This window comes from Pseudonocardia sp. MH-G8, assembly GCF_002262885.1.
Lineage (GTDB): Bacteria > Actinomycetota > Actinomycetes > Mycobacteriales > Pseudonocardiaceae > Pseudonocardia.
This window is the reverse complement of the sequence record NZ_NKYF01000002.1, coordinates 228,939-249,892: the sequence shown is the minus strand read 5'-3', so window position 1 is coordinate 249,892 and position 20,954 is coordinate 228,939. Positions and strand designations below refer to the sequence as shown.

The following is a 20,954-nucleotide window of genomic DNA, read 5'->3' as shown; positions in this document are numbered from 1 at the left end:
CGGTGATCGATCTGATCAGCACCTGGGCGCGGGTACGACGACGGTGGCGTACTTGTCGGAGTGATCAGGGCCGGGTGATCGGTGCGAGCAGTGCGTGGTTGCTGTCGCGGCGACGTCAGGTGCTTCTCGCAGCGATCACCACCCGCACTGCGGCCCCATCCGGCAACACGCTCCCGTTGGCTGCACGGACGGTTGAACCTCCGTGGCGATCCACGCCTCTGGCGGTCGCCGGTCAGGCTGACGTTGCAGGCTCCCGAGGACCCCGCGCTCGCAGTCGGGACGCCCTCGCCGGATCTCGCATCTTCCCGATGACGCGGCAGCAGAGGTAGATGAGGAACGAGATCGAAGCGACGTAGCCGGAGATCGGGAGTCCGGGCGCCAGGGAGAGGAGTGCCCCTCCCACCAGGGCGGTCTCCGCGAAGGCGAAGGCCAGCACCGTCGCCACCGCCGGGTTGCTCGAGATGCGAGCAGCTGCGGCGCCGGGGGTGATGGTGACCGACAGCACCAGGATGGCGCCCACGATCGGGACGGCGACCGCGGTCAGCAGCCCGACCAGGACGGCGAACAGCACCGAGAGCTGCCGAACGGGGACGCCGCGGGCTGCGGCGACCACCGGGTCCGTGCTCGAGAACAGGAGCGGCCGGTACAGCACACCCGTCACGAGGATGATCACTGCCGCCGTGACCGCGAGCACGATGAGGTCTTCGCGGGTGACGGAGACGATGGAACCCACCAGCAGGCCGAACTTGCTCGACGCGCGCCCGCTGTACATGGCCAGCAGCAGCACACCGAGCCCGAGCCCGAACGCGAGGACGACGCCGATCGCGGAGTCGCGTTGCCGCTCGCGCAGGCCCAAGATGCCGAAGACCGCTCCGGCGATGATCGCGCCGGCCGCGGCTCCGATCCCGACGCTGATCCCGAGGAGCAGGGCGGCTGCTCCGCCGGTGAACGCGAGCTCGGCGCTGCCGTGCACGGCGAACGCCATGCCGCGCGCGACGATGAGGGGGGCGAGGCTGCCGGCCACGACGCCGAGCAGAGCGCAGGCGATCAGCGCGTTCTGCACGAACTCGGCCGTGAGCAGCTCGCCGATCCCCTCGAACGAGAACAACTGCTCCAGGAGCTCGCTCACGCCGACTCCTCGTGGCAGTGCTCGCCGCGCTCCTCGGCGCCGACCACGACGAGCCGCCCGCGCACGCGCAGGACGTCGACGTGGGTGCGGTAGAGCTCGGAGAGCACCTCGGACGTCATGACCTGCTCCGGCGGCCCGATCCGGAAGCGGCCGTCCACGAGGTAGAGCACGCGGTCCACGAGCGGCAGCACCGGGTTGATCTCGTGCGTCACGAACAGCACGGCCGTGTCCGCGGTGCGCCGCCGTTCGTCGACCAGCCGGGTGACCGTGCGCTGGTGGGACAGGTCGAGCGAGAGCAGCGGCTCGTCGCACAGCAGCACGTCCGGGTCGCCCACCAGGGCCTGGGCCACCCGCAGGCGCTGCTGCTCGCCGCCGGACAGGCGCCCGACCGGCGCGTCGGCGTAGGCGGTGCCGGCGACGGCGGCCAGCGCGGCGTCCACCCGGTCCCGCCGCTCGCGCCGGCCCCGCAGCCCGAGCCCGAAGCGGTGCCCGTCCAGGCCGAGGCCGACGAGGTCGCGTCCGCGCAGCGGCAGGTCCGGGTCGAGCGCCTTCTGCTGGGGGACGTAGCCGATGGCGGGGCTGCCGCGCCGCGGCGCGCGGCCGGCGATGCGGACCTCGCCCGCCGACAGCGGGAGCAGCCCGAGCAGCACCCGCACGAGGGTGGTCTTGCCGGAACCGTTGGGGCCGAGCACCGCCACGAACTCGCCGGGCGCGATGTCCAGGTCGAGTCCGTCCCACAGCGTGCGGTCGCCGAAGCTCACGCGCGCGCCGCGCAGCGACACCGCAGGCGCGACGTCGGTCGGGGCGTCGGTGGGTGTGGTGGGTGGTGCGGGCACGGGCCTCAGCTTCCGGTCGCGGTCCCCAGCGCGCCGCCGAGGGCGTCGATCTGGGCGCCCATCCAGGCGACGTAGTCGGTCGTGCCCTCCGGGAGCGTCTCGGTCATCTCCACGACGGGCACCCCTGCAGTCTGCGCCGCCTGGCGCACCTGGTCGGTGCTGGGGGTCTCGGTCTGCGCGTTGACGATCAGGGCCCGCACGGGGTCGCCCTGGAACAGCGTGAGCGTCTCCTGGAGGACGGCGGCCGGCGGGTCGGTGTCCTCCTCGATGGCCTCGGTGAACTCCGGGGGCGTGACGTCGGTGAGGCCTGCGGCCTCGACGAGGTAGCCGGGGACCGGCTCGGTGACGGCGACCCGGGCGCCGGGCTGTGCGGCCCCGATCGCCTCGGCGCGGCTGACCAGCTCGGCCACGCTGCCGTTGAACGCCTCCGCGTTCGCCGTGAACTCGGCCGCGCCGGCCGGGTCGGCCGCGCCGAGGTCGGTGGCCAGCCGCGTCGCGAGGGCCTGCACGGTGGGCAGGCTGTACCAGACGTGCTCGTTGAACTCGCCGTGCTCGTGCGCGTGCCCGTGCCCGTGCTCGTCCGCGGCGTGCTCGTCCGCGGCGTGCTCCTCGCTCTCGGCGTGCTCTTCCTCGGGCGCGAGACCGGAGACCTCGACCGCCTCGATCACGGTCGGCGCGCTGCCGGAGGCTTCCACGAGCTGCGTCACGAAGTCGTCGTAGCCGCCTCCGTTGGCGACGACGAGCCGCGCTTCGGCGACGGCGGCGGCGTCGGCGGGGGTGCTCTCGTAGGAGTGCGGGTCGGCGGCGGGGTCGTCGATGATCGATTCCACGCTGACGCGGTCGCCGCCGACGGCCTCGGCGATGCTGCCGTAGACGTTGGTGGAGGCGACGACGGCGAGCGGCTCCTCGCCTACGGGCGCGTCGGCGGGGGGTGCCTCGGGGCCGGCGCCGCAGCCGGCGAGGGCGAGTGCGGCGAGCGCGGCGACGGCTGCGCGGCGGTACGGCATGGGGAAGCTCCCGGACATATCGTAAGGAGTGATAACCGTTGTCGATTCACTCTAACCCGTGATGCGAGGCCCTCCCCGAGGGCCGCGTCACACGACTTTCCCGCTGAGTGTCTGAACCGTTACGGTTCGCGGATGGCAGGGCCTCCCAACGTCCGCCGGCCTGCGACTCTCGCCTCGCTGGCTGCCGAGCTCGGTGTGTCACGGACGACGGTCTCGAACGCGTACAACCGCCCCGACCAGCTGTCGGCGCCCCTGCGCGCGCGCGTGCTGGAGGCGGCCCGCCGCCTCGGGTACCCGGGGCCGGACCCCGTGGCCCGCTCCCTGCGCACGCGCAAGGCGGGCGCCGTCGGGCTGCTGCTCACCGAGGCGCTGTCCTACGCCTTCCGCGACCCCGCGGCCACCGGGTTCCTCGAGGGTCTCGCGCTCGCCTGCGAGAAGGCGGGCCAGGGACTGCTGCTGGTGCCGGTCAGTCCGGAGCAGGTGGACGTCACGACCGTGCACCAGGCGGGTGTCGACGGGTTCGTCGTCTACTCCGTGCGCGAGGACGACCCGCACTTCCTCGCCGTGCTCGAGCGTCCGTTGCCCACCGTGGTCTGCGACCAGCCCACGGGCGTGGAGGGCGTGGACCGGGTCGGTGTCGACGACCGCGCCGGCATGCTCGCGCTCACCCGGCACGTGGCCGGGCTCGGGCACCGGCGGGTCGGGGTGCTGTGCATGCGCCTGGCGGCCGGTCGCAACGACGGTCCGGTCTCCGCGGAGCGGCAGGCGGGCGCCACCTACCCGGTGCAGCGCGACCGGCTGGCGGGGATCCGGGACGGCCTGGCCGAGGTCGGTGTGGACTGGACGGGTGTGCCCGTGCACGAGCGCTTCGAGCACACCGTCGAGGCCGGGCAGGACGCGGCGGCGGCCCTGCTCGCGGCGCACTCCGACCTCACGGCCGTCATCTGCACCTCCGACATCCTGGCCCTCGGCGCGCTCGGGCACGCCTCGGCCCGTGGCCTGAGGGTGCCGGAGCAGCTCACGATCACCGGGTTCGACGGCGTGCCCGAGGCCGAGCGCGCCGGCCTGACGACCGTGCGCCAGCCCGTGCTGGAGAAGGGTCGCGTGGCCGGGGAACTGCTGCTGGAACGCGGCGACCGCAACCGTCCGCGCCGGGTCACGCTGCCCACCGAGCTCGTCGTGGGCTCGACGAGTGCCCGCGCCCGTGCGGAGGAGCGCTTCTTCTCCGGCTGGTGATCATGGCACGCCTCAGGGCGGTGGGCGCAGGTGTGCGGTGACGTCGCGCGCGAGCGTGGCCACGTCCGACCCGGGCTCGGGGGCCACGGCACCTTCGAGGAGCAGGGCGGCGAGCCCGTGAACCAGTGACCAGGCGGCCAGGGCGGTGGCGCTGTTCCCCCGCCCGCTGCCGGTCGCGAAGCGCTCCGCGCCGGACTGCAGTTGCGCCTCTGCGCGGCGCATGGCGGCCTGAAGCTCCGGGTCATCAGCCCGAGCGAGCCCGGGGGCGCGCATCACCGCGAAGTGCGCGGGGTGGGAGGTGGCGAACAGGACGTAACCGACGCCGACCTCGCCGAACCCCTGGCCGGCCGCCTCGCCCAGCGCGTCCGCCAGCAGCGACCACCCCTCCGTCGCGAGCGCGGTGAGCAGCCCTGCCTTGTCGCGGAAGTGGTGCGTGGGCGCCGCGTGGGACACCCCGGCCCGCCGCGCCACGTCGCGCAGGCTGACCGCGGCCGGGCCGTGCTCGCCGATCGCCTCGAGTGCGGTGTCGAGCAGGGCCCGTCGCAGATCGCCGTGGTGGTAGGGCACCCGCTCAGCCTACCGCGTGTCTTGTCATTGACAAGATGTGGTCGGACGGGCATCTTGTCAACGACAAGACTCATGGAGGTTCCCGTGCCCACCCTGCCCTGGATCACCGTCGCCACGCCCGAGCCGACCGCCGAGGTCCTCGTGATGGCGTCCCGGTTCCGTGTGCGCGGCCTGCGCCACGTGCTGCCGTTCTTCGTCGACGCGATGCGGGTGCACGCGCAGATGCGCAAGGCGCCCGGCGTCGTCGGCCTCTCCCTGGTCGCGCACCCGCTGCGCCGCGAGTTCGCGACCCTCAGCGCCTGGCGCGACCGCGCCTGCCTGGACGCGGCCGTGCGGGCCGAGCCGCACCGCACCGTGATGGCACGGCAGCGTGGCGCCATGGCCGGTTCGGTCTTCCGGTTCTGGAACACCCCGGGGAGCGCGCTGCCCACCTGGGAGGAGGCCGGACGCCGGTTGGCCGCGGCCGAGCGGCGCTAGTGCCTAGCGCCCGCCGCGCTGCTGCACCAGCAGTTCCAGCAGCGCGCCGACGTCCGGCGGCCCGTCCACGCGGTGCTCGGCTGCGGTGTCCCCAGGTCCCACCTTCACCCCGACGTCACCGGGACGCAGGCGGGCGAACGCGGTCTCGTCGGTGACGTCGTCGCCGGCGAACAGCACGGCGCCGGCGTCCGCGCGCTCGCGCAGCACCTCCAGCGCCGCGCCCTTGTCCATCGTGACGACCGAGAGGTCCAGCACCGCCTTGCCCGGGGTGACCGCGACGCCGTGGCGGGCAGCGGGCCCGGCGCGGACGGCGTCCAGAACGCGGGTGCCGACCTCGGGCGGGGCGTTGCGCACGTGCACGGCCACCCCGGCCGGCTTGTCCTCCAGCGTGACGCCCGGCTCGCCGGCCACGAGTTCGCGCAGCTCGGCGGCGAGCCGTTCGAGCCGGTCGCGCTGCGCGTGGTCGAGCAGGGAGCTCGCGTCACCGTCGTCGAACTCGCCGCCGTGGCTGCCGACCAACCGGATCGGGCGGCCGAAGCCGGACACGGCGGCGAGGTCGGCCAGGCCGCGCCCGGACAGCAACGCGACGGTGGTGTCGGGCAGGGCGGCCAGCGCGTCGATCGCCGCCGCGGTGGCCGGGAGGGGCCGCGCCTGTGACGGCACGTCGACGATCGGGGCGAGCACGCCGTCGAAATCGAGGGCCACGAGCAGCCGGGGCACCCGGGCCAGCTCCCGGGCCGCGGCGTCGAGGTCGGTCACGAGTCCGCCCCGTCCGGCGGCGGGAGTCCGAGCGCGTCGAGGAAGCTGCGGGCCCAGCGGTCGACGTCGTGCCCCATGACCTGCCTGCGCATCGCCCGCATCCGGCGCTTGCCCTCGTCCGGCGCGAGCGTGAGGGCGGCGAACAGGGCGTTCTTGACGCCGTCGGTGTCGTGCGGGTTCACCAGGATCGCGTCCTTGAGCTCGATCGCGGCGCCGGCGAACTCCGACAGCACCAGCACGCCGCCGTTGTCGTGCCGGCAGGCGACGTACTCCTTCGCGACGAGGTTCATGCCGTCGCGCAGCGGGGTGACCAGCATGACGTCCGCAGCCACGAAGAACGCGGCCAGCTCCTCGCGCGGCAGCGCCTGGTGCAGGTAGTGCACGGCGGGGTGCCCGACGCGGGCGTACTCGCCGTTGATCCGCCCGACGGACTGCTCGATGTCGTTGCGCATCTTCTGGTAGTGCTCGACGCGCTCCCGGCTCGGGGTGGCGAGCTGGATCATCACGGTGTCTTCCGAGTCGATCCGGCCCTCGACGAGCAGCTCCTCGAAGGCGCGCAGCCGGACGTCGATGCCCTTGGTGTAGTCGAGCCGGTCGACGCCGAGGACGACGCGCTCCGGGTCGCCCAGGTCGGCTCGGATCTGCTTGGCGCGTTCGAGGACCTCGGGGGTGCGGGAGAGCCGGTCGAGGTTCGAGGAGTCGATCGAGATCGGGTACGCGCCGAGCTTGACGGGGCGGCCGTCGACCAGGACCTCGGTGCGCCCCTGCCCGGGGCTGGCCCCGGCTAGCCGGGTGGCGAGCCAGCGGAAGTTGCGGGCGCCGCCGGGGGTGTGGAAGCCGACCAGGTCGGCGCCGAGCAACCCCTCCACGATTCGGGTGCGCCACGGCAGCTGCATGAACAGCTCGGTGGGCGGGAAGGGGATGTGCAGGAAGAACCCGATCCGCAGGTCGGGGCGCAGCTCCCGCAGCGCCGCCGGGAGCAGCTGCAGCTGGTAGTCCTGGATCCAGACGGTGGCGCCCTTCGCGGCCACCTCCGCCACGACCTCGGCGAAGCGCTGGTTGACCCGCACGTAGCTCTGCCACCAGTGGCGGTGGAAGGCGGGACGCTCCACCACGTCGTGGTAGAGCGGCCACAGCGTGGCGTTGGAGAAGCCCTCGTAGTACTCCTCGACGTCCTGCGCGGACAGCCGCACCGGGTGCAGCTGCAGGCCGTCCTCGACGAGCGGCTCGACGTCGGCGTCGGGCAGCCCGGGCCAGCCGACCCAGGCGCCCTCGCGGCTGCGCAGCATCGGTTCCAGCGCGGTGACGAGACCGCCCGGGCTCCGCTTCCAGCGCTGCGTGCCGTCGGGGAGCTTCTCCAGGTCGACCGGCAGCCGGTTGGCCACCACCACGAACTCGGCATCGGACAGAGCATCGCCGGTCGGCATGTTCCTCCTCGTGCGCTCAGCGAACACGAGCCTACTGTGGCTCGGCCTCCGATGGGGGCTCCGTGAGACCGAGAACGGGTTGCGTGCGCGGCCGGGCCACGAAGTCGCCGAACGCCACGCCGGCGGCGAGCGCGAGCCCCGTGCCGAGCGCGATGGTGACGGTGACCAGCCCGTCGGCGAGCCCTTCGACCGCCAGCTGGTAGAAGCCGCGGTAGGCCGAGAAGCCCGGCAGCAGCGGCGTGATGCCGGCGAGCGTGACGACGAGTGGCGAGACCCCGCCGACCCGCCGCAGCAGCCCGGTGGCGAGCCCCACGACCACGGCCGCGGCACCGGTGGCGGCCACCGGTCCGAACGCGACCACCTGGGTGAGGGCGCCGTAGGTGCTCCAGCCCAGCGCCCCGGCGAGCCCGGCCGCGAGGAGCGGGCGCAGCCGCGCGTAGCCGGCGAGCGAGAACGACGCCGCGGCGAGCGCGCCCGCGAGCGCGGAGATGCCGAACTGGGCCACGCCCGTCGGTAGTTCCCCCGCCACCTCGAGCGCGACGCCGAACTCGAACCCGATCTTCAGGGCGAGCACCACACCGGTCAGCAGTCCCGCGGAGAGCAGCATGATCTCCGCTGCGCGGCCGGCCGATGTGACGTAGTAGCTGGAGATGGCGTCCTGCACGGTGCCGACCACCGACAGGCCCGACAGCAGCACCGTGATGCTCGCCGCGACCACCAGCGATGGTCGGGTGCCGGGCGGGAACATGCCGACGGCGAACAGCGCCAGCGTGACCCCCGTGGCCACCATCCCGCCGACCACCTGCTGGAAGAACGCGGGCAGCCCCCACCGGTTCAGAAGCCGCCCGAGCCGGTCGATGAGAGCGGTGACGAGGAATGCGACGAGCGCCGTGAGCGGCTCCGCCCCGAGCAGCAGCGCGATGGAGCCCGCCAACCCCGCCCAGCCCGTGGTGGCGACCCAGCGCGGGTAGGGGTGGGGAGCGCTGACCGCCTCGGAGAGCTCGGTGGCGGCCGCGTCGAGGTCGAGCTCGGCCCGTTCCAGCCGCTCGATGATCCGGGCGACCTCCTCGAGCCGGGTCAGGTCGAGGGAACGGTGGCGGACCAGTCGCATCGAGGTGACCGGCGCAGCACTCATCCCGCGGTGGCAGCACATCGTGATCGAGGTGAACGTGATGTCGACGTCGACCGCCGACAGCCCCGCCACCGCCGCCAGTCGCTGCATCGTCTGCGTGGTCTCGTCGGCGCTCTCGCCGCTGGAGAGCAGGACCTCACCCACCCGCATGCAGAAGTCGAGCACCTGCTGCACGCGCGCGTCGTCCGGAACGCGGGGGCCGAGCGGCCGCATCAACTGCACCGACGGGGGACCGGCATGCAGCAGCCCGTACGCCTCCTTGCGCAACGCACTGCGGACCCGGCGCGTGAACCTCTGACCTGGCGTCATACCGGCCCGCCCGGACGGACGCCGCCTGTGGCGACGATCGACTGCGGCATGGCGCCCAGGGTAGGCGGGAGCGGCGCCGGCACTAGGATGGCGGGCAGTACCGGCCGGTGTAGCTCAGTGGTAGAGCAACCGCCTTGTAAGCGGTAGGTCGTCGGTTCGATCCCGACCCCCGGCTCCACAGTCCTCTGGCCAGGGGCGATGCGGTTCATAGCTACCTGCGGTCCGGCATGCCGTACGCGGGCTGAACACGGCAGGCCCCCGCAGGAGCGGCAGGATCGGGACCAGGCTCACACCCGGCGGCCAGGTCTCGACCCTGGCGATCACGGCGGCTCGCCCTCCCCGCTCTGGTGCGCCGGCGGGGATGGTGCGGCTCACGTCGGGCGCCGGCGCAGTGCTCGGAGCTGCTCCTTGACGTTCTCGACGTTCCACCGGTGCTCGCCGCCCGGCGTCGTGAAGTCCGGGGTGATCTTCCCGTCCGCGTAGTAGCGGTAGATCGACCGCGTGGACAGCTTGAGACGCGCGGCAAGCTCGGCCGTCGTCACCAGCTCTTCATCCACGTCGGCACGTTACGTCTGCCCTGGTCATGACTGGAACCAAGCTGGCATACGTGGTCGCCAGCTGGCGGCAGCTGTCATATGCTGTCATGTGCGGCGTTCTGGATGGCCGAGACCCCGGAGGGGTTCGCGATGGGCGAGGCAGCAGACGAGGCGGAGGCGCGACTCATGATCGAGTCGCAGCAACGGGGCTCCGTGACGTTCAACGAGGCGAGCGGCCGGTACCGCTGGACCGTGGTTCTCGACGGCGGCAAGTCGTCGCACGGGCATGCGGAGACACGCGACGAGGCGTGGTGGCACGTCAAGGAGGCCCTGCACCGACCAAGCCGGGGAACGCGCTATCGGGCGGCACGCGGCAGGTTCGAGTTGCCGCCGACGTAGCTGTTGAGGGGGCGCCAGGCGGAGGCTCGAGCGACGCGCCAGGCGTGGGGGACCGCCAGGATCGGCAGGATCGGGACCCGGCGTCCACATGTGGATGCGAGGTCCCGATCCTGGTGATCAGAGCGGGTGAGCGGTGTCGGCTGTCACGCGCACGCGGCGACGGGTCTCGGTGCCCGAGCACGGTTCCGGTCGTTCCAGTAGCCCTGCGTGTGGATGCGGTCGGGCGCGATGCCGGCGTCGGTGAGGGCCTCGCGAATCCGTGCGGCCCGGGTGCTCTCGGTGGCCACCCAGGCGTAGAACGCCTCGCCGTGCCGGGCCGCCTGCTCGCCGTGCACCTGCGACCACGCCTCGGCGGCGCTCTGGAGTGTGGACACGCCGCGCACGCACACGGCCCCCGTGACGTGGGCGTGCGCGGTGGTGAGGCCGGCCGCGTCGGCGCGGTCCGCGACCTCGGCGATGAGCTGTCCTCGGATGCCGGGGCCGAGCGATGCGAGGATGCCGCGCATCGCGGGGATCGCGGTTTCGTCGCCGGCGAGCAGCACGGAGGTGGCTGTGCCCGGCCTCCACTGGATGCCGTGCGTGGGACGACCGCGGCGGGCGTCGGGACCCGACAGCAGGACCCGATCGCCCACACGGGCCGACGTCGCCCACGCGCTCGCCGGCCCGGGCCGGGTGTGGAGGAAGACGTCCAGGTCGACCTCCTGCCGCTCGGGCCGAGCGGCGCTGACCGTGTAGCTGCGCAGGACCGGGCGACGACCGGCAGCGAGCGCCCGCCAGAGCGTCCGCCATTCCGCTTCGGGGAGAGGTTCCGGCCCGGGGCCCAGTTCCACCGGATAGCCGTCATGGGGAACGAGGATCTTGATGCGCTGATCTCGACCGTGCGCGGCGAAGAGCGCGAGCTGGGATCCCGTGACGGTCAGCCGCACGAAGCTCGGAGAGAGCATCGCCGTTGCGGCGACGCGTGCCTCGAACAGCGCGTTCGGGGACGCGATGAAGCGCACCGCTACCGCGGACGGTCTCGGCCGGACAGGATGCGCTCGATGTCGTCGAGCACGGCCATGCCGCCACGGGGGCCGACACCGGTGATCCAGAATGCCTGGTCCACGACATGGAGCTGCGGGAACGCCTCATCCCGCACTGCGGCCATCGCCGGAGGGATCGCCGTCTCGTCGCCCGGCTCCGTGGCCGTGACGAACACGTGGTCCGCCTTCGCCTCGAGAACCAACTCGAAGGACAGGTCCGCCGAGATGGAGCCGCCCCAGTCGTGTGGAGGCGTGGTGAACCCGGCGCATTCCAAGGTGCTTCCCGCGAAGGAGGTCGGACCGTAGAGGGTGAGGAGGTCATTGCGCGGCCGGACGAGTTGCGCAGTACTTCCTGCCGTTCCGTACTTCTGCGCCACCTCCGCGCACCGGGCCGAGTACCGGTCCAGCAAGGCCTGGGCGTCGGCCTCGACGCCGAGCGTGCGCCCCATCAGCCGGACGTTGTCGGGCCACGGGTCGGCCTGGCTGGCCATGAACACGGTCGGCGCGATCGTCGACAGCTGGTCGTACAAGGCCGAGTGCCGGGACTCGGTACCGAGGATGAGGTCGGGGTCGAGCGCCGCGATCTTCTCCAGGGACGGCTCGGTGACCGTCCCGACCGAGTCGATGTCCGCCGCCTCCGGACCGAGGTAGGCGGGCACACCGGTCGCCTCGCTGAGCACGGCGGCGCCCACGGGGGCCCTTCCCAGCGAGACGGTCGTGTCCAGCTGCACCGGCTCGAGCACGACGATCCGCTGCGGGTCCGCCGGCACCTGCGTCTCACCTCGAGCGTGCGCGACGGTACGGAGCTGTGCGGTCGGCTCGACGTTCTCGCTCGTGCCCTGGCCGCCACATGCGACGAGCGCGAGGGCAGGCGCGACGCACAGCGCGAGCACGAGTCGGGTGCGTGATGGAGGGTGAGCGGGCATGGCGAGCGGACGACCTTCCGGCTGCAACAGGAATGGCAGCCTAACCTCACTCGCCGCAGGTGGGGGTGTGACGCAGATCGCGACCGGCCATCGGCGTAGGGGCCCGCGGCGGGCGGCCGGTGTGCGACCGTCACCACCGGTCGCTGCCGAAGCGCGCCAGCAGGTGCCACACCTTCTTGAGGACCTGCGGGTCGTGCCCGCCCTCCCGTGCGGCGGTGCCCAGTAGCGCCGGATCGAGGACTTCGCCGCCGGCGATGGCGAGCCCGAGCGCCACCGGCTCGGGGCCGCGGTAGTCGACGTGGCGGGCCAGCTCGGCGGGCTCCAGCCGGAAGCCTCCGTGCCACTGCACCGGGCAGCCGAGCCGGGCGGCCGCCTCCTCGACGGCGGTGCCGCGGTGGCTCGGGTCGAGGACGAGCGCCTCGACGTCCTCGGGCAGCCGGAGCGGGCCGTGCACCTGGGCTTCCACGTAGTCGTCGAGGGGGTCGAGGTCCCCCGCGAGTGCCAGTGCGATGAGGTCGCCGGCCGCTCGCGCCGGGGCGAGTGCGGTGGGCTCGAACACGCTGTCGGGGAAGCAGCAGGTGGTGCGGTCGAGGACCGCGGCCGCGAGCCGCAGGTGTGCGGAGCCGAAGCGCGGAGCGGCGCCGATCGGGCGGCGGTGCACGTCCAGCGCGCCGTAGGTGGGCCGGTCGGCGGGCGCCGCGGTGTCGTAGGCGCCGCCGAACATCCGGTTCTCCCAGCGCCAGCGGTCCCCGCCCGGACGCGCGGTGAGCCCGCCGTTGCTGGTGGCCGTCTCGAACTGGCTGCGGTACCGGCGGTCGCCTGCGATCGCCTCGAGCACCGTGGCCGCCCGGAACGGCCAGTCCGGGTGGAAGTGCAGCATGACCCGCCGGTCCGCTCCGGTGGGGCGGCCGGTGGATCCGACGTGCGCGAGAGCGGCACGGTGCGCGTCGCCGAGTGCCACGGGTGCGATCGTTCCACGTCGGTTTTGGAACGTTGAGTCTAGAACGTGCTACGGTTCCGCGCGTGCCCCGCCCCCGGACGTTCGACGAGGACTGCGCCGTGGATGCGGCGATGCGCACGTTCTGGGCCCAGGGCTACGAGGCGACCACAACGCAGGACCTGTGCGAGGCCACCGGCCTGGGGCGCAGCAGCATCTACAACACGTTCACCAGCAAGCACGAGCTCTTCACGCGTGCACTGCTGCGCTACATCGAGACCACGAACGCGGCGCAGCTCGCCGTGCTCGAGGACGAGCGGCGGGCGCCGGCGGAGCGGCTGCGCGCCCTGCTCTCCCAGATCGTGGACGGTGAGGCGGCGAACCGTCGGAACGGTCGCAGTCCCGGCTGCCTGACCGTCAACACCACCGTCGAGCTCGCCGGGCGCGATCCGGAGGCCACCGCCCTGCTCGAGCGCGACCAGCAGCGCCGGACCGAGGCCCTGCGCGACGTGATCGCGGCCGGGCAGCGTGACGGCGGGATCGCCACCGCCCGCGACGCGCTGGCGCTGGCCCGCTTCGTCAACGCCGTGATCGGCGGGATCCGGGTGGCGGGGCAGGGTGGTGCGGACCGCGACGTGCTGCAGTCGATCGCCGACGCAGCCCTGGATGCCCTGATCACCTGACCTCGGTCCCGAGTCGGGGCGCGCTTCCGCGCGGCCAAGTTTTGTACAGATCATCCCAAAATAGGAGGAGCACCGTGCCCCGCGCCGTCTACGTGCTGGCCCTCGGCATCTTCGCCATGGTCACGAGCGAGTTCGTCGTCGCCGGACTCATGCCGCAGATGGCCGACGGGCTGGGTGTCTCGATCCCGCAGGTCGGCTACCTGATCACCGCCTTCGCGTTCGCGATGTCCGTCGGCGGGCCCCTGCTGATGGTCTTCGTGATGCGGATGCGCCCCAAACCCGCGCTCATGCTGCTGTTCGGGATCTTCCTGGGCGGGAACGTGCTGGCTGCTGTGGCGACGGGGTACGGCGTGATGTTCCTGGCCCGGCTGGTCACGGGCACCGCGTCGCAGGCGTTCTTCGGTGCGGCGGTCTCCATCTGCGTCGCGATGGCCGCCCCCGAGGTCCGCGGGCGGGCGGTCGCGGTCGTCCTGAACGGCCTCATGCTGGGCACGCTGCTCGGCCTGCCGCTGGCCACCCTCGTGGGCTCGGCGTTCGGGTGGCGCGCGGCGTTCTGGGCGATCGCGGTGCTCACGGTCGTCGCCGCGCTCTGCACGGTCCGGGGCGTCCCCGACCTGCCGCGCGTCGACAGCGGGCCGATGCGCCAGGAGCTGGGCGTCTTCCGCAGACCCCGGCTGTGGCTCGTGCTCAGCACCAGCACGCTCGTGATCGGTGCGACGTTCTCCGCCTTCAGCTTCCTGAACCCGATCCTGACCGGGATCAGCGGCTTCGCCTCGGGTGCCGTCCCGCTGCTGCTCGTGGCCTACGGAGCCGCCACCCTCGTCGGGAACGCGGTGGTCGGGCGGCTCGCCGACCGGCACGCGCTGGTCGTGCTGTGCGCCGGGCTCGTCCTGAACCTGCTCTTCCTGGTGGGGTTCGGACTGTTCGCGCAGGTCAGCGTGGCGGCTGTGGTGTGCATGCTCGGCATCGGCCTGGTCGGGGTGACGATGAACCCGGCGATGGTCGTGCGCGTGCAACGGGCGGGGAACGCCGGGCCGCTGGTCAACACGATCCACGGCTCGTTCATCACGGGCGGGATCATCATCAGCTCGTCCCTCGGGGGCGTCGCGATCGACGGGTTCGGGCTGCGCGCCCCGCTGTGGCTCGGGGCCGGGCTGGCGCTGATCGGGATCCTCACGCTCGTGCCCGACCTCGCCCGCCGGACCCGCGGTGGTCGGACCGCGGTGGTCGGCGCGCCCGCGGCCGGCTGACTCAGGTCCCGGCCTCGCGGGCGATGCGCTCGAGGTGGTCGCGGTGCTCCCCCCACCACGCGGCGTCGCCGGGCGGCAGGTTCGCGTTGTCCAGGCGGAGCCCGACGGCCCCGTCGACCAGCTCCCGGACGATGTCGGCGTGCCCGGCGTGCCGGTGCGTCTCCGCGATGACGTGCACGAGGATCCGGTGCAGCGTGACCTCGCCCCGCGGCCACAACGGCACGTGCCCGGGGGCGTCCAGGGGGAGGGTCTCGATCGTGACGTCCGCGTGAGCCCAGGCGCTGTGGTAGAGCCCGATGACGTGCTCGCGCGACTCGTCGGCGGTGGCGAACATGTCCGCGTTCGGTTCGGCGTCGGTCGCGAACCAGTCGCCCGGGGGCTCGACGGGCCGGCCGAAGGTGGCCCCGAAGTAGCCGAGCTCGACGCCGGCGAGGTGCTTGACCAGCCCGAGCAGGTTGGTGCCGGTGGGCGTCAACGGGCGCCGGACGTCGCGCTCGCCCAGGCCGTCGAGCTTCCACAGCATCGCGTCGCGGGCCGCCTGCAGGTAGCGGCGGAGGTCTGCCTTGGCATCGTTCGGGGTCATGCGCGGATTCTCCCGGCTCACCCGCCGCGCAGCAGACGTCCGACGACCGCGTGACCCGCCCGCGCCCGCCTCCGGTGACGACCGACGGAGCGGGGCGCGGGGGCGGAGGGCACGGTCGCAGGCTGGTCGGTGTGACGGTTGTTGCGATTTCGTGATGTGTGGCCCAGGCTACCCCCTGAGGGCGACTGCAACACGCCTGAAATCGCGCCGTGAGCTGGTGGAACGACCCCGTTCCCGGCAGGCATGATCGGCAAACCAGATTGTGATAGCGCTCACATGTTGAGTGTCCGGATCATCCCCGGGGGGACGCGTGGCGGATTCCGGCCTGTTAAGTTCCTTAGACATGGCCGCATCCGCTGGATCTCCGAACCTCGCTCGGCGAAACGTCGGGGAACAGTTGACCATCGGCCGCCCGAGTACGCCCGACGGAGTGGCCTGCTGGCGGCTCGCGGCGGAGTCCGGCGTCCTGGACGTCAACTCGCGCTACGCCTACCTGCTGTGGTGCCGCGACTTCGCAGCCACGTCCGTCGTGGCTCGCGACGGCGCCGATGTGATCGGGTTCATCACGGGCTTCCGCCGCCCGGACGAGCCGTCCACGCTGGTCGTGTGGCAGGTGGCGGTCGACGAGGCAGCCCGGGGGCGGGGTGTTGCGGGGCAGATGCTCGACGCTCTGTTCGACGCCGTGCCCGACGTCGGGCACCTCGAGACCACGATCACGCCGGACAACGAGGGTTCCATCGCGCTCTTCACCCGCTTCGCGCAGCGGCGTGACGCGGAGGTGCGGCGGAGCGAGCTGTTCGGCGCGGAACTGCTCGGCGCCGGCCACGAGCCCGAGATCCTGTTTCGGATCGGACCGGTTCGGCGCTGACCGGACGATCCATTTCGACATTGCTAGGGGAAGCACGTGGAGACCACCGTTTTCGACGACATGGAATCCCAGGTCCGCAGCTACTGCCGGACCTGGCCCGTGGTGTTCGACACTGCCCGCGGGTCTCACATCAACGACATCCACGGCCGTAGCTACCTCGACTTCTTCGCCGGTGCCGGCGCTCTGAACTACGGCCACAATCCGCCCGCGCTGAAACGTCCGCTGATCGAGTACCTCGAGCGGGACGGCATCACTCACGGTCTCGACAAGTACACCGTGGCCAAGGGTGAGTTCCTGCGGACGTTCGAGGAGGTCGTGCTCAAGCCGCGCGGCCTCGACTACAAGGTGCAGTTCCCGGGACCGACCGGCGCCAACACCGTCGAGGCGGCGTTGAAGCTGGTCCGGAAGATCACCGGCCGCGAGTCGATGATCAACTTCACCAACGCGTTCCACGGCATGACGCTGGGCGCGCTGTCCGTCACGGGCAACTCGATGAAACGGGGCGGGGCGGGGATCCCGCTGGTGCACGCCACCCCGATGCCGTTCGACAACTACTTCGACGGCACGGTCCCGGACTTCCTGTGGTTCGAGAAGCTGCTCGGCGACTCCGGCAGCGGGCTGAACGAGCCTGCCGGCGTGATCGTCGAGACCGTGCAGGGCGAGGGCGGCATCAACCCGGCGCGGATCGAGTGGCTGCAGGGCCTCGAGGAGCTGTGCCGGCGCCACGGCATGCTGCTGATCGTCGACGACGTGCAGATGGGCGTCGGACGCACCGGTCCGTTCTTCTCGTTCGAGGCCGCCGGGATCAAGCCCGACATCGTCTGCCTGTCGAAGTCGATCAGTGGTTACGGGCTGCCGATGGCACTCACGCTGATCAAACCGGAGCTCGACCAGTGGGGCCCGGGCGAGCACAACGGCACCTTCCGCGGGCACAACCCGGCCTTCATCACGGCGACGGCCGCGCTGAACGAGTACTGGACCGACGACACGCTGGAGCGCGGCACGATCGCCAAGGGCGAGCGGGTGGAGGAGCGCCTCACCGAGCTCGCGGCATCGTCGCAGGCGGTGGACCTGACGCCCAAGGGCCGCGGGCTCGCGCGCGGGTTGTCGTTCTCGCAGCCGGAGCTCGCCGCGAAGGCGTGTGCCGCGGCGTTCGAGCGGGGACTGTTGATGGAGACGTCCGGCCCGTCCGACGAGGTCATGAAGATCATGCCGCCGCTCACGATCTCCGACGCGGAGCTGGACGAAGGTTTGTCCGTGGTCGGAGAGGCCGTCCGCGCCGTGACCGAAGGAGTTTCTGCATGATCGTTCGTACGCTGGAGGAGATCACCGACACCGAGCGCGACATCAAGACCCCGCACTGGCGCAGCAAGCGCATCGTGCTGGCGGGCGACGGTGTGGGCTTCTCGGTGCACGAGACGGTGCTCGACGCCGGTTCGGTGAACGACTTCTGGTACGCGAACCACATCGAGGCCGTCTTCATCACCGAGGGTGAGGGCGAGCTGTACGACAAGAACAACGACGTCACGTACAAGCTCGCTCCGGGCTCGATCTACGTCCTCAACGGCAACGAGCGCCACCAGCTGCGGCCCAAGACCCAGATGCGGACGGTGTGCGTGTTCAACCCGCCGGTGACGGGGCGCGAGGTGCACGACGAGAACGGCGTGTACCCGCTGATCGTCGAGCCCGACGCGACGGCGTCGGGGAAGAGCGAGTCGGCCTCCTGAGCGAGGCGAACGACCGAACGCCGCGAACGGCTGCCACCGAGTTCTGGTGGCAGCCGTTCGCAGGTCACTGGCCGCCAGCACTGGCGGCGTGGCGCGATCCGTGCTCGGATCGGGAGCAATCCGACCCATAGCGGTCTCGCGGCCCGACGTCGGGTCGTCCGGGGCCCGGCGGTAAGTCAGCCTCCGGCACCACCGACCTCCGGTGTCGGCGATGCCGGCAGGCCTGACATCGGGCGGCGAAGTGCCGCGGAGGTGTGATGAACGAGGAGTGGCTGGAGAGCTTGGTACTCGGCAAATTGCTCAGATCGCGCGCCGAGACCCATGGGGACGTCGTGTTCCTGAAGTTCCGCGACGGTGAGTGGACCTTCGCGGAGGTCGACGATGCGGCCGACCGGTACGCGAGCGGCCTGGCGGCCGAAGGCGTGCGCCGTGGCGACCACGTCGCGGTGATGCTGCCGAACTGCGCCGAGTTCGTGCCCGTGATCTTCGCGCTCGCCCGGCTCGGTGCGGTCGCGGTGCCGGTGAACACGGCCTATCGCGGCGAGCTGCTGCGTCACGTGCTCGACAGCGCGGACGTGTCCACGCTGCTGATCGACGTCGAGTACGCCGACCGGTTGCCGCCGGTGGCGTCGGAGCTGCCCGGCCTGGCCCGGGTGATCGTCCGTGGGGCCGAGCCCGCACTCGGTCTGCTCGGTGTGCGGGCGGTACCCATGTCGCGGCTGCTCGTCCACGGCGCCGAGCCGGTGCACGACGAATCCCGGTTCACCGACCTGCTCGCGATCATGTACACCTCCGGCACGACCGGCCGCTCCAAGGGCGCGATGGCGCCGCACGCGCTGGCCCTGACCTGCGCCCGCGACTCGTTGGACTACCTGGATCGCTGGGGCAGTACGACGTACTGCCCGCTGCCGCTGTTCCACGCCGCAGGTCTGTGGGACGGCGTCTTCGCGGCGCTGCTGTCCGGGAGCGCGGTCGGCATCGTGGAGCGGTTCAGCGCCTCGCGCTTCTGGGACGACGTGCGCCACTTCGACGCGCAGGTCGCGATGAGCGTGTTCGCGATGATCCCGATCCTGCTCAGCGCCCCGCCGGGACCGCGGGACCGCGACCACCCGCTGAAGACGTTCTACATGGGCAAGTCCGCGCTGGACGCGGCCCTGCTGGAGCGGTTCGGCGTCCGGTCCGCGGAGACCTACACCAGCACCGAGGTCGGCATCGCGACCGGCAGCCCGTACGGCGGGTGGCGCCTGGGCTCGATGGGCCAGGTCAACGCCGAACGGTTCGACGTGGCGGTCGTCGACGAGGACGACCGCGAGGTCCCCGCAGGCGAGCCGGGTGAGCTCGTGGTGCGTCCCAAGCAGCCGTTCGTGATCACGCCGGGCTACTACGGGATGCCCGAGGCGACCGCCAGGGCGTTCCGCAACCTGTGGTTCCACACGGGCGACCGGGTCTGGCGCGACGACGACGGCTACTTCTACTTCCTCGACCGCATCGCGGACGCGATCCGCAGGCGCGGGGAGAACATCTCCGCCTTCGACATCGAGTGCGAGGTCAACCTGCACTCGGCCGTCATCGAGTGCGCGGCGTTCGGCGTGCCCTCGGAGCTGGAGGAGGAGGAGGTCAAGCTCGCCGTCGTCCTCGCCCCGGGCGCCGAGCTGACCCACGCCGAGCTCATCGAGTACTGCGCGGCGAAACTCCCCTCGTTCATGGTGCCGCGGTTCGTTGAGTTCGTGGACGAGCTCCCCCGCACACCCAGCGACAAGATCGCCAAGTACGCGCTGCGCGCGATGGGTGACCGCGGTATCACCCCCGGCACCTGGGACCGGGAGAAGGCGGCGCCCAGCACGTGGGCGGGCCAGGCGTCCGCCGCGGCCGGGTCGACCCCCGGGAGGACGGCATGAACTGGGAAGACACCCCCGACCAGGCCGCGTTCCGCGAGGAGGTGCGTGCCTTCGTCCGCGACCGCTTCCCGGCCGCGTACACGCCGGACCCCGACGCCGAGCAGAGCCTCGAGCCCGAGGACGTCCGGGGGTACAACTGGCCGGTCGACCGCACCAGCGCGGACCCGGCGCGCCGCGAGGGCGCGCGGGAGTGGGCAGCGGTGCTGGCCGAGCGCGGCTGGATCACGCCGCACTGGCCGGTGGAGTACGGCGGCGCCGGGCTCTCCGCCCTGGAGGAGTTCATCCTCCAGGAGGAGATGATGCGGGCGCGCGTGCCCACCGTGAACGGCATCGGCGCGTTCCTGCTCGGGCCGACCCTGCTCGCGCACGGCACGGACGCGCAGCAGGCCGAGCACCTGCCGCCGATCGCCCGCGGCGAGCGCACGTGGGCGCAGGGGTTCTCGGAGCCGGAGGCCGGATCCGACCTCGCCGGGTTGCGGACGAGGGCGGTCCGGGACGGCGACCACTACGTCGTGGACGGGCAGAAGGTGTGGACCTCGCTCGGCCAGCACGCCGACTGGCTGTTCGTCCTGGTCCGCACCGACCCGGACGCGTCGCCGAAGCACCGGGGCATCACGTTCCTGCTCGTCGACGTGAACACGCCCGGGGTCACGGTGCGCCCGATCCGCGACATCCGCGGCGACACCCCGTTCTCGGAGATCTTCTTCGAGAACGCGCGGGTGCCGGTCGCGAACCGGGTGGGCGAGGAGAACCGCGGCTGGTACGTCGCGATGGACGCGCTCAGCTTCGAGCGCGCCGGTATCGGAGCGACCATCAAGTACGAGCAGGCGATCGCCCGCCTCGTCGAGCACATCGGCTCGCCCGAGGGGCGCGAGCACCTGCGGGAGGGCTGGGAGCACGGCGTCCGGCAGGAGATCGCGCGTCGCTACACCGAGATGCGGGTGCTCTACAACATCGCCCGCTACACCGTGTCCAAGCAGGCCGCGGGCGGGGTGCCGGGGTACGAGGCGTCGGTCAACCAGCTGTTCAGCGCCGAGCTGCACCAGCGGCTCGCGCGCACCGGGGCCCGGGCCTTCGGCTCGCACGCCCTGCTCTGGCAGCGGCGGAACGCCCCGCTGGCCGGCGCGTTCACCCACATGCGCATGGACGCCGTGGCCGCCACTTTCCTGGGCGGCGCCTCGGAGATCCAGCGCAACGTCATCGCCACCCGGGGCCTCGGCCTGCCCCGATCCTGAGGAGGACCACA

The 20,954-nt window shown here is 72.1% G+C and carries 22 protein-coding genes and 1 tRNA gene; 11 read left to right on the top strand and 12 right to left on the bottom strand.

Features of this window, described 5'->3' with window-relative positions; translation table 11 throughout:
• Nucleotides 1-232: 232 nt before the first annotated feature.
• From CFP66_RS08175 to CFP66_RS08165, 3 genes are read right to left on the bottom strand one after another with little or no spacing between them, the layout of a single operon-like run.
• Nucleotides 233-1,117: a metal ABC transporter permease gene (locus tag CFP66_RS08175; protein ID WP_094922357.1), complete on the bottom strand. Its 885-nt coding sequence runs from the start codon at nt 1,115-1,117 to the stop codon at nt 233-235.
• A gap of 8 nt (nt 1,118-1,125) precedes the next feature.
• On the bottom strand, nt 1,126-1,965 hold the full coding sequence (locus CFP66_RS08170; protein ID WP_094921884.1) for a metal ABC transporter ATP-binding protein: 840 nt from the start codon (nt 1,963-1,965) through the stop codon (nt 1,126-1,128).
• Nucleotides 1,966-1,970: 5 nt separating this feature from the next.
• Nucleotides 1,971-2,972: a metal ABC transporter solute-binding protein, Zn/Mn family gene (locus tag CFP66_RS08165; RefSeq protein WP_094921882.1), complete on the bottom strand. Its 1,002-nt coding sequence runs from the start codon at nt 2,970-2,972 to the stop codon at nt 1,971-1,973.
• A 132-nt stretch (nt 2,973-3,104) separates the two neighbouring features.
• On the opposite strand from CFP66_RS08165, the gene CFP66_RS08160 reads away from it, so the two are divergent.
• Entirely contained in the window at nt 3,105-4,208 is a 1,104-nt protein-coding gene (locus tag CFP66_RS08160) for a LacI family DNA-binding transcriptional regulator (protein WP_094921881.1), read from the top strand.
• A 12-nt stretch (nt 4,209-4,220) separates the two neighbouring features.
• Here the strand turns inward: CFP66_RS08160 and CFP66_RS08155 are convergent, their stop codons facing one another.
• Nucleotides 4,221-4,775, bottom strand: a complete 555-nt coding sequence (locus tag CFP66_RS08155; RefSeq protein WP_094921879.1) for a TetR/AcrR family transcriptional regulator — start codon at nt 4,773-4,775, stop codon at nt 4,221-4,223.
• 84 nt (nt 4,776-4,859) lie between these two features.
• Here CFP66_RS08155 and CFP66_RS08150 point away from each other — a divergent pair, with 84 nt between their 5' ends.
• Nucleotides 4,860-5,252 (top strand): DUF3291 domain-containing protein, encoded by a 393-nt coding sequence (locus CFP66_RS08150; protein WP_198961313.1) that lies wholly within the window; start codon nt 4,860-4,862, stop codon nt 5,250-5,252.
• Between the two features lie 3 nt (nt 5,253-5,255).
• Here the strand turns inward: CFP66_RS08150 and otsB are convergent, their stop codons facing one another.
• The 3 genes from otsB to CFP66_RS08135 are packed head-to-tail and all read right to left on the bottom strand — an operon-like array spanning nt 5,256 to nt 8,879.
• Entirely contained in the window at nt 5,256-6,011 is a 756-nt protein-coding gene (gene otsB / locus CFP66_RS08145) for a trehalose-phosphatase (RefSeq protein WP_094921877.1), read from the bottom strand.
• Entirely contained in the window at nt 6,008-7,438 is a 1,431-nt protein-coding gene (locus tag CFP66_RS08140) for a trehalose-6-phosphate synthase (RefSeq protein WP_094921875.1), read from the bottom strand. The genes otsB and CFP66_RS08140 overlap by 4 nt, the downstream gene beginning before the upstream one ends.
• A gap of 31 nt (nt 7,439-7,469) precedes the next feature.
• Complete coding sequence (locus CFP66_RS08135) at nt 7,470-8,879, bottom strand: threonine/serine exporter ThrE family protein (RefSeq protein ID WP_094921872.1); 1,410 nt, start codon at nt 8,877-8,879, stop codon at nt 7,470-7,472.
• Nucleotides 8,880-8,982: 103 nt separating this feature from the next.
• On the opposite strand from CFP66_RS08135, the gene CFP66_RS08130 reads away from it, so the two are divergent.
• A tRNA-Thr gene (locus tag CFP66_RS08130) sits at nt 8,983-9,057 on the top strand.
• 193 nt (nt 9,058-9,250) lie between these two features.
• Here the strand turns inward: CFP66_RS08130 and CFP66_RS08125 are convergent.
• Complete coding sequence (locus tag CFP66_RS08125) at nt 9,251-9,436, bottom strand: hypothetical protein (RefSeq protein WP_094921871.1); 186 nt, start codon at nt 9,434-9,436, stop codon at nt 9,251-9,253.
• 102 nt (nt 9,437-9,538) lie between these two features.
• On the opposite strand from CFP66_RS08125, the gene CFP66_RS08120 reads away from it, so the two are divergent.
• Nucleotides 9,539-9,814 carry a hypothetical protein gene (locus tag CFP66_RS08120; protein ID WP_094921869.1) on the top strand — a complete coding sequence of 92 codons (276 nt, stop codon included), beginning with the start codon at nt 9,539-9,541 and terminating at the stop codon, nt 9,812-9,814.
• 143 nt (nt 9,815-9,957) lie between these two features.
• Here CFP66_RS08120 and CFP66_RS08115 read toward each other — a convergent pair whose 3' ends face one another.
• From CFP66_RS08115 to CFP66_RS08105, 3 genes are all read right to left on the bottom strand, one after another.
• Nucleotides 9,958-10,815: a siderophore-interacting protein gene (locus tag CFP66_RS08115; protein ID WP_198961312.1), complete on the bottom strand. Its 858-nt coding sequence runs from the start codon at nt 10,813-10,815 to the stop codon at nt 9,958-9,960.
• A 2-nt stretch (nt 10,816-10,817) separates the two neighbouring features.
• Nucleotides 10,818-11,606: an iron-siderophore ABC transporter substrate-binding protein gene (locus CFP66_RS08110; RefSeq protein WP_233159238.1), complete on the bottom strand. Its 789-nt coding sequence runs from the start codon at nt 11,604-11,606 to the stop codon at nt 10,818-10,820.
• Between the two features lie 286 nt (nt 11,607-11,892).
• Entirely contained in the window at nt 11,893-12,723 is an 831-nt protein-coding gene (locus CFP66_RS08105; protein WP_255413831.1) for a DUF3626 domain-containing protein, read from the bottom strand.
• A 62-nt stretch (nt 12,724-12,785) separates the two neighbouring features.
• Here CFP66_RS08105 and CFP66_RS08100 point away from each other — a divergent pair, with 62 nt between their 5' ends.
• A complete protein-coding gene (locus CFP66_RS08100; RefSeq protein ID WP_094921866.1) occupies nt 12,786-13,382 on the top strand; it encodes a TetR/AcrR family transcriptional regulator in 597 nt (198 codons plus the stop codon).
• Between the two features lie 74 nt (nt 13,383-13,456).
• Nucleotides 13,457-14,632, top strand: a complete 1,176-nt coding sequence (locus CFP66_RS08095) for an MFS transporter (RefSeq protein WP_094921865.1) — start codon at nt 13,457-13,459, stop codon at nt 14,630-14,632.
• A 1-nt stretch (nt 14,633) separates the two neighbouring features.
• On the opposite strand, the gene CFP66_RS08090 is transcribed toward CFP66_RS08095, so the two are convergent.
• Entirely contained in the window at nt 14,634-15,215 is a 582-nt protein-coding gene (locus tag CFP66_RS08090) for a DinB family protein (RefSeq protein ID WP_094921863.1), read from the bottom strand.
• Between the two features lie 343 nt (nt 15,216-15,558).
• Here CFP66_RS08090 and ectA point away from each other — a divergent pair, with 343 nt between their 5' ends.
• The 5 genes from ectA (at nt 15,559) to CFP66_RS08065 (ending at nt 20,943) form a co-directional block, all read left to right on the top strand.
• On the top strand, nt 15,559-16,083 hold the full coding sequence (gene ectA / locus CFP66_RS08085) for a diaminobutyrate acetyltransferase (protein ID WP_094921862.1): 525 nt from the start codon (nt 15,559-15,561) through the stop codon (nt 16,081-16,083).
• 36 nt (nt 16,084-16,119) lie between these two features.
• Complete coding sequence (gene ectB / locus CFP66_RS08080) at nt 16,120-17,388, top strand: diaminobutyrate--2-oxoglutarate transaminase (RefSeq protein ID WP_255413830.1); 1,269 nt, start codon at nt 16,120-16,122, stop codon at nt 17,386-17,388.
• Nucleotides 17,385-17,810: an ectoine synthase gene (locus tag CFP66_RS08075; protein WP_094921860.1), complete on the top strand. Its 426-nt coding sequence runs from the start codon at nt 17,385-17,387 to the stop codon at nt 17,808-17,810. Before ectB ends, CFP66_RS08075 begins: the two co-directional genes overlap by 4 nt.
• A gap of 257 nt (nt 17,811-18,067) precedes the next feature.
• Entirely contained in the window at nt 18,068-19,708 is a 1,641-nt protein-coding gene (locus tag CFP66_RS08070; protein WP_094921859.1) for an AMP-binding protein, read from the top strand.
• Complete coding sequence (locus CFP66_RS08065; protein WP_094922348.1) at nt 19,705-20,943, top strand: acyl-CoA dehydrogenase family protein; 1,239 nt, start codon at nt 19,705-19,707, stop codon at nt 20,941-20,943. The genes CFP66_RS08070 and CFP66_RS08065 overlap by 4 nt, the downstream gene beginning before the upstream one ends.
• The last annotated feature ends 11 nt before the right edge of the window (nt 20,944-20,954 follow it).

What these genes read in the sequence shown, in the direction of transcription:
- CFP66_RS08165 (WP_094921882.1), bottom strand. Translation starts at nt 2,972, where the DNA reads ATGCCGTACCGCCGCGCAGCCGTCGCCGCGCTCGCCGCACTCGCCCTC.
- CFP66_RS08160 (WP_094921881.1), top strand. Translation starts at nt 3,105, where the DNA reads ATGGCAGGGCCTCCCAACGTCCGCCGGCCTGCGACTCTCGCCTCGCTG.
- CFP66_RS08140 (WP_094921875.1), bottom strand. Translation starts at nt 7,438, where the DNA reads ATGCCGACCGGCGATGCTCTGTCCGATGCCGAGTTCGTGGTGGTGGCC.
- CFP66_RS08135 (WP_094921872.1), bottom strand. Translation starts at nt 8,879, where the DNA reads ATGACGCCAGGTCAGAGGTTCACGCGCCGGGTCCGCAGTGCGTTGCGC.
- CFP66_RS08120 (WP_094921869.1), top strand. Translation starts at nt 9,539, where the DNA reads ATGGCCGAGACCCCGGAGGGGTTCGCGATGGGCGAGGCAGCAGACGAG.
- CFP66_RS08090 (WP_094921863.1), bottom strand. Translation starts at nt 15,215, where the DNA reads ATGACCCCGAACGATGCCAAGGCAGACCTCCGCCGCTACCTGCAGGCG.
- ectA (WP_094921862.1), top strand. Translation starts at nt 15,559, where the DNA reads ATGGCCGCATCCGCTGGATCTCCGAACCTCGCTCGGCGAAACGTCGGG.
- CFP66_RS08075 (WP_094921860.1), top strand. Translation starts at nt 17,385, where the DNA reads ATGATCGTTCGTACGCTGGAGGAGATCACCGACACCGAGCGCGACATC.
- CFP66_RS08070 (WP_094921859.1), top strand. Translation starts at nt 18,068, where the DNA reads ATGAACGAGGAGTGGCTGGAGAGCTTGGTACTCGGCAAATTGCTCAGA.
- CFP66_RS08065 (WP_094922348.1), top strand. Translation starts at nt 19,705, where the DNA reads ATGAACTGGGAAGACACCCCCGACCAGGCCGCGTTCCGCGAGGAGGTG.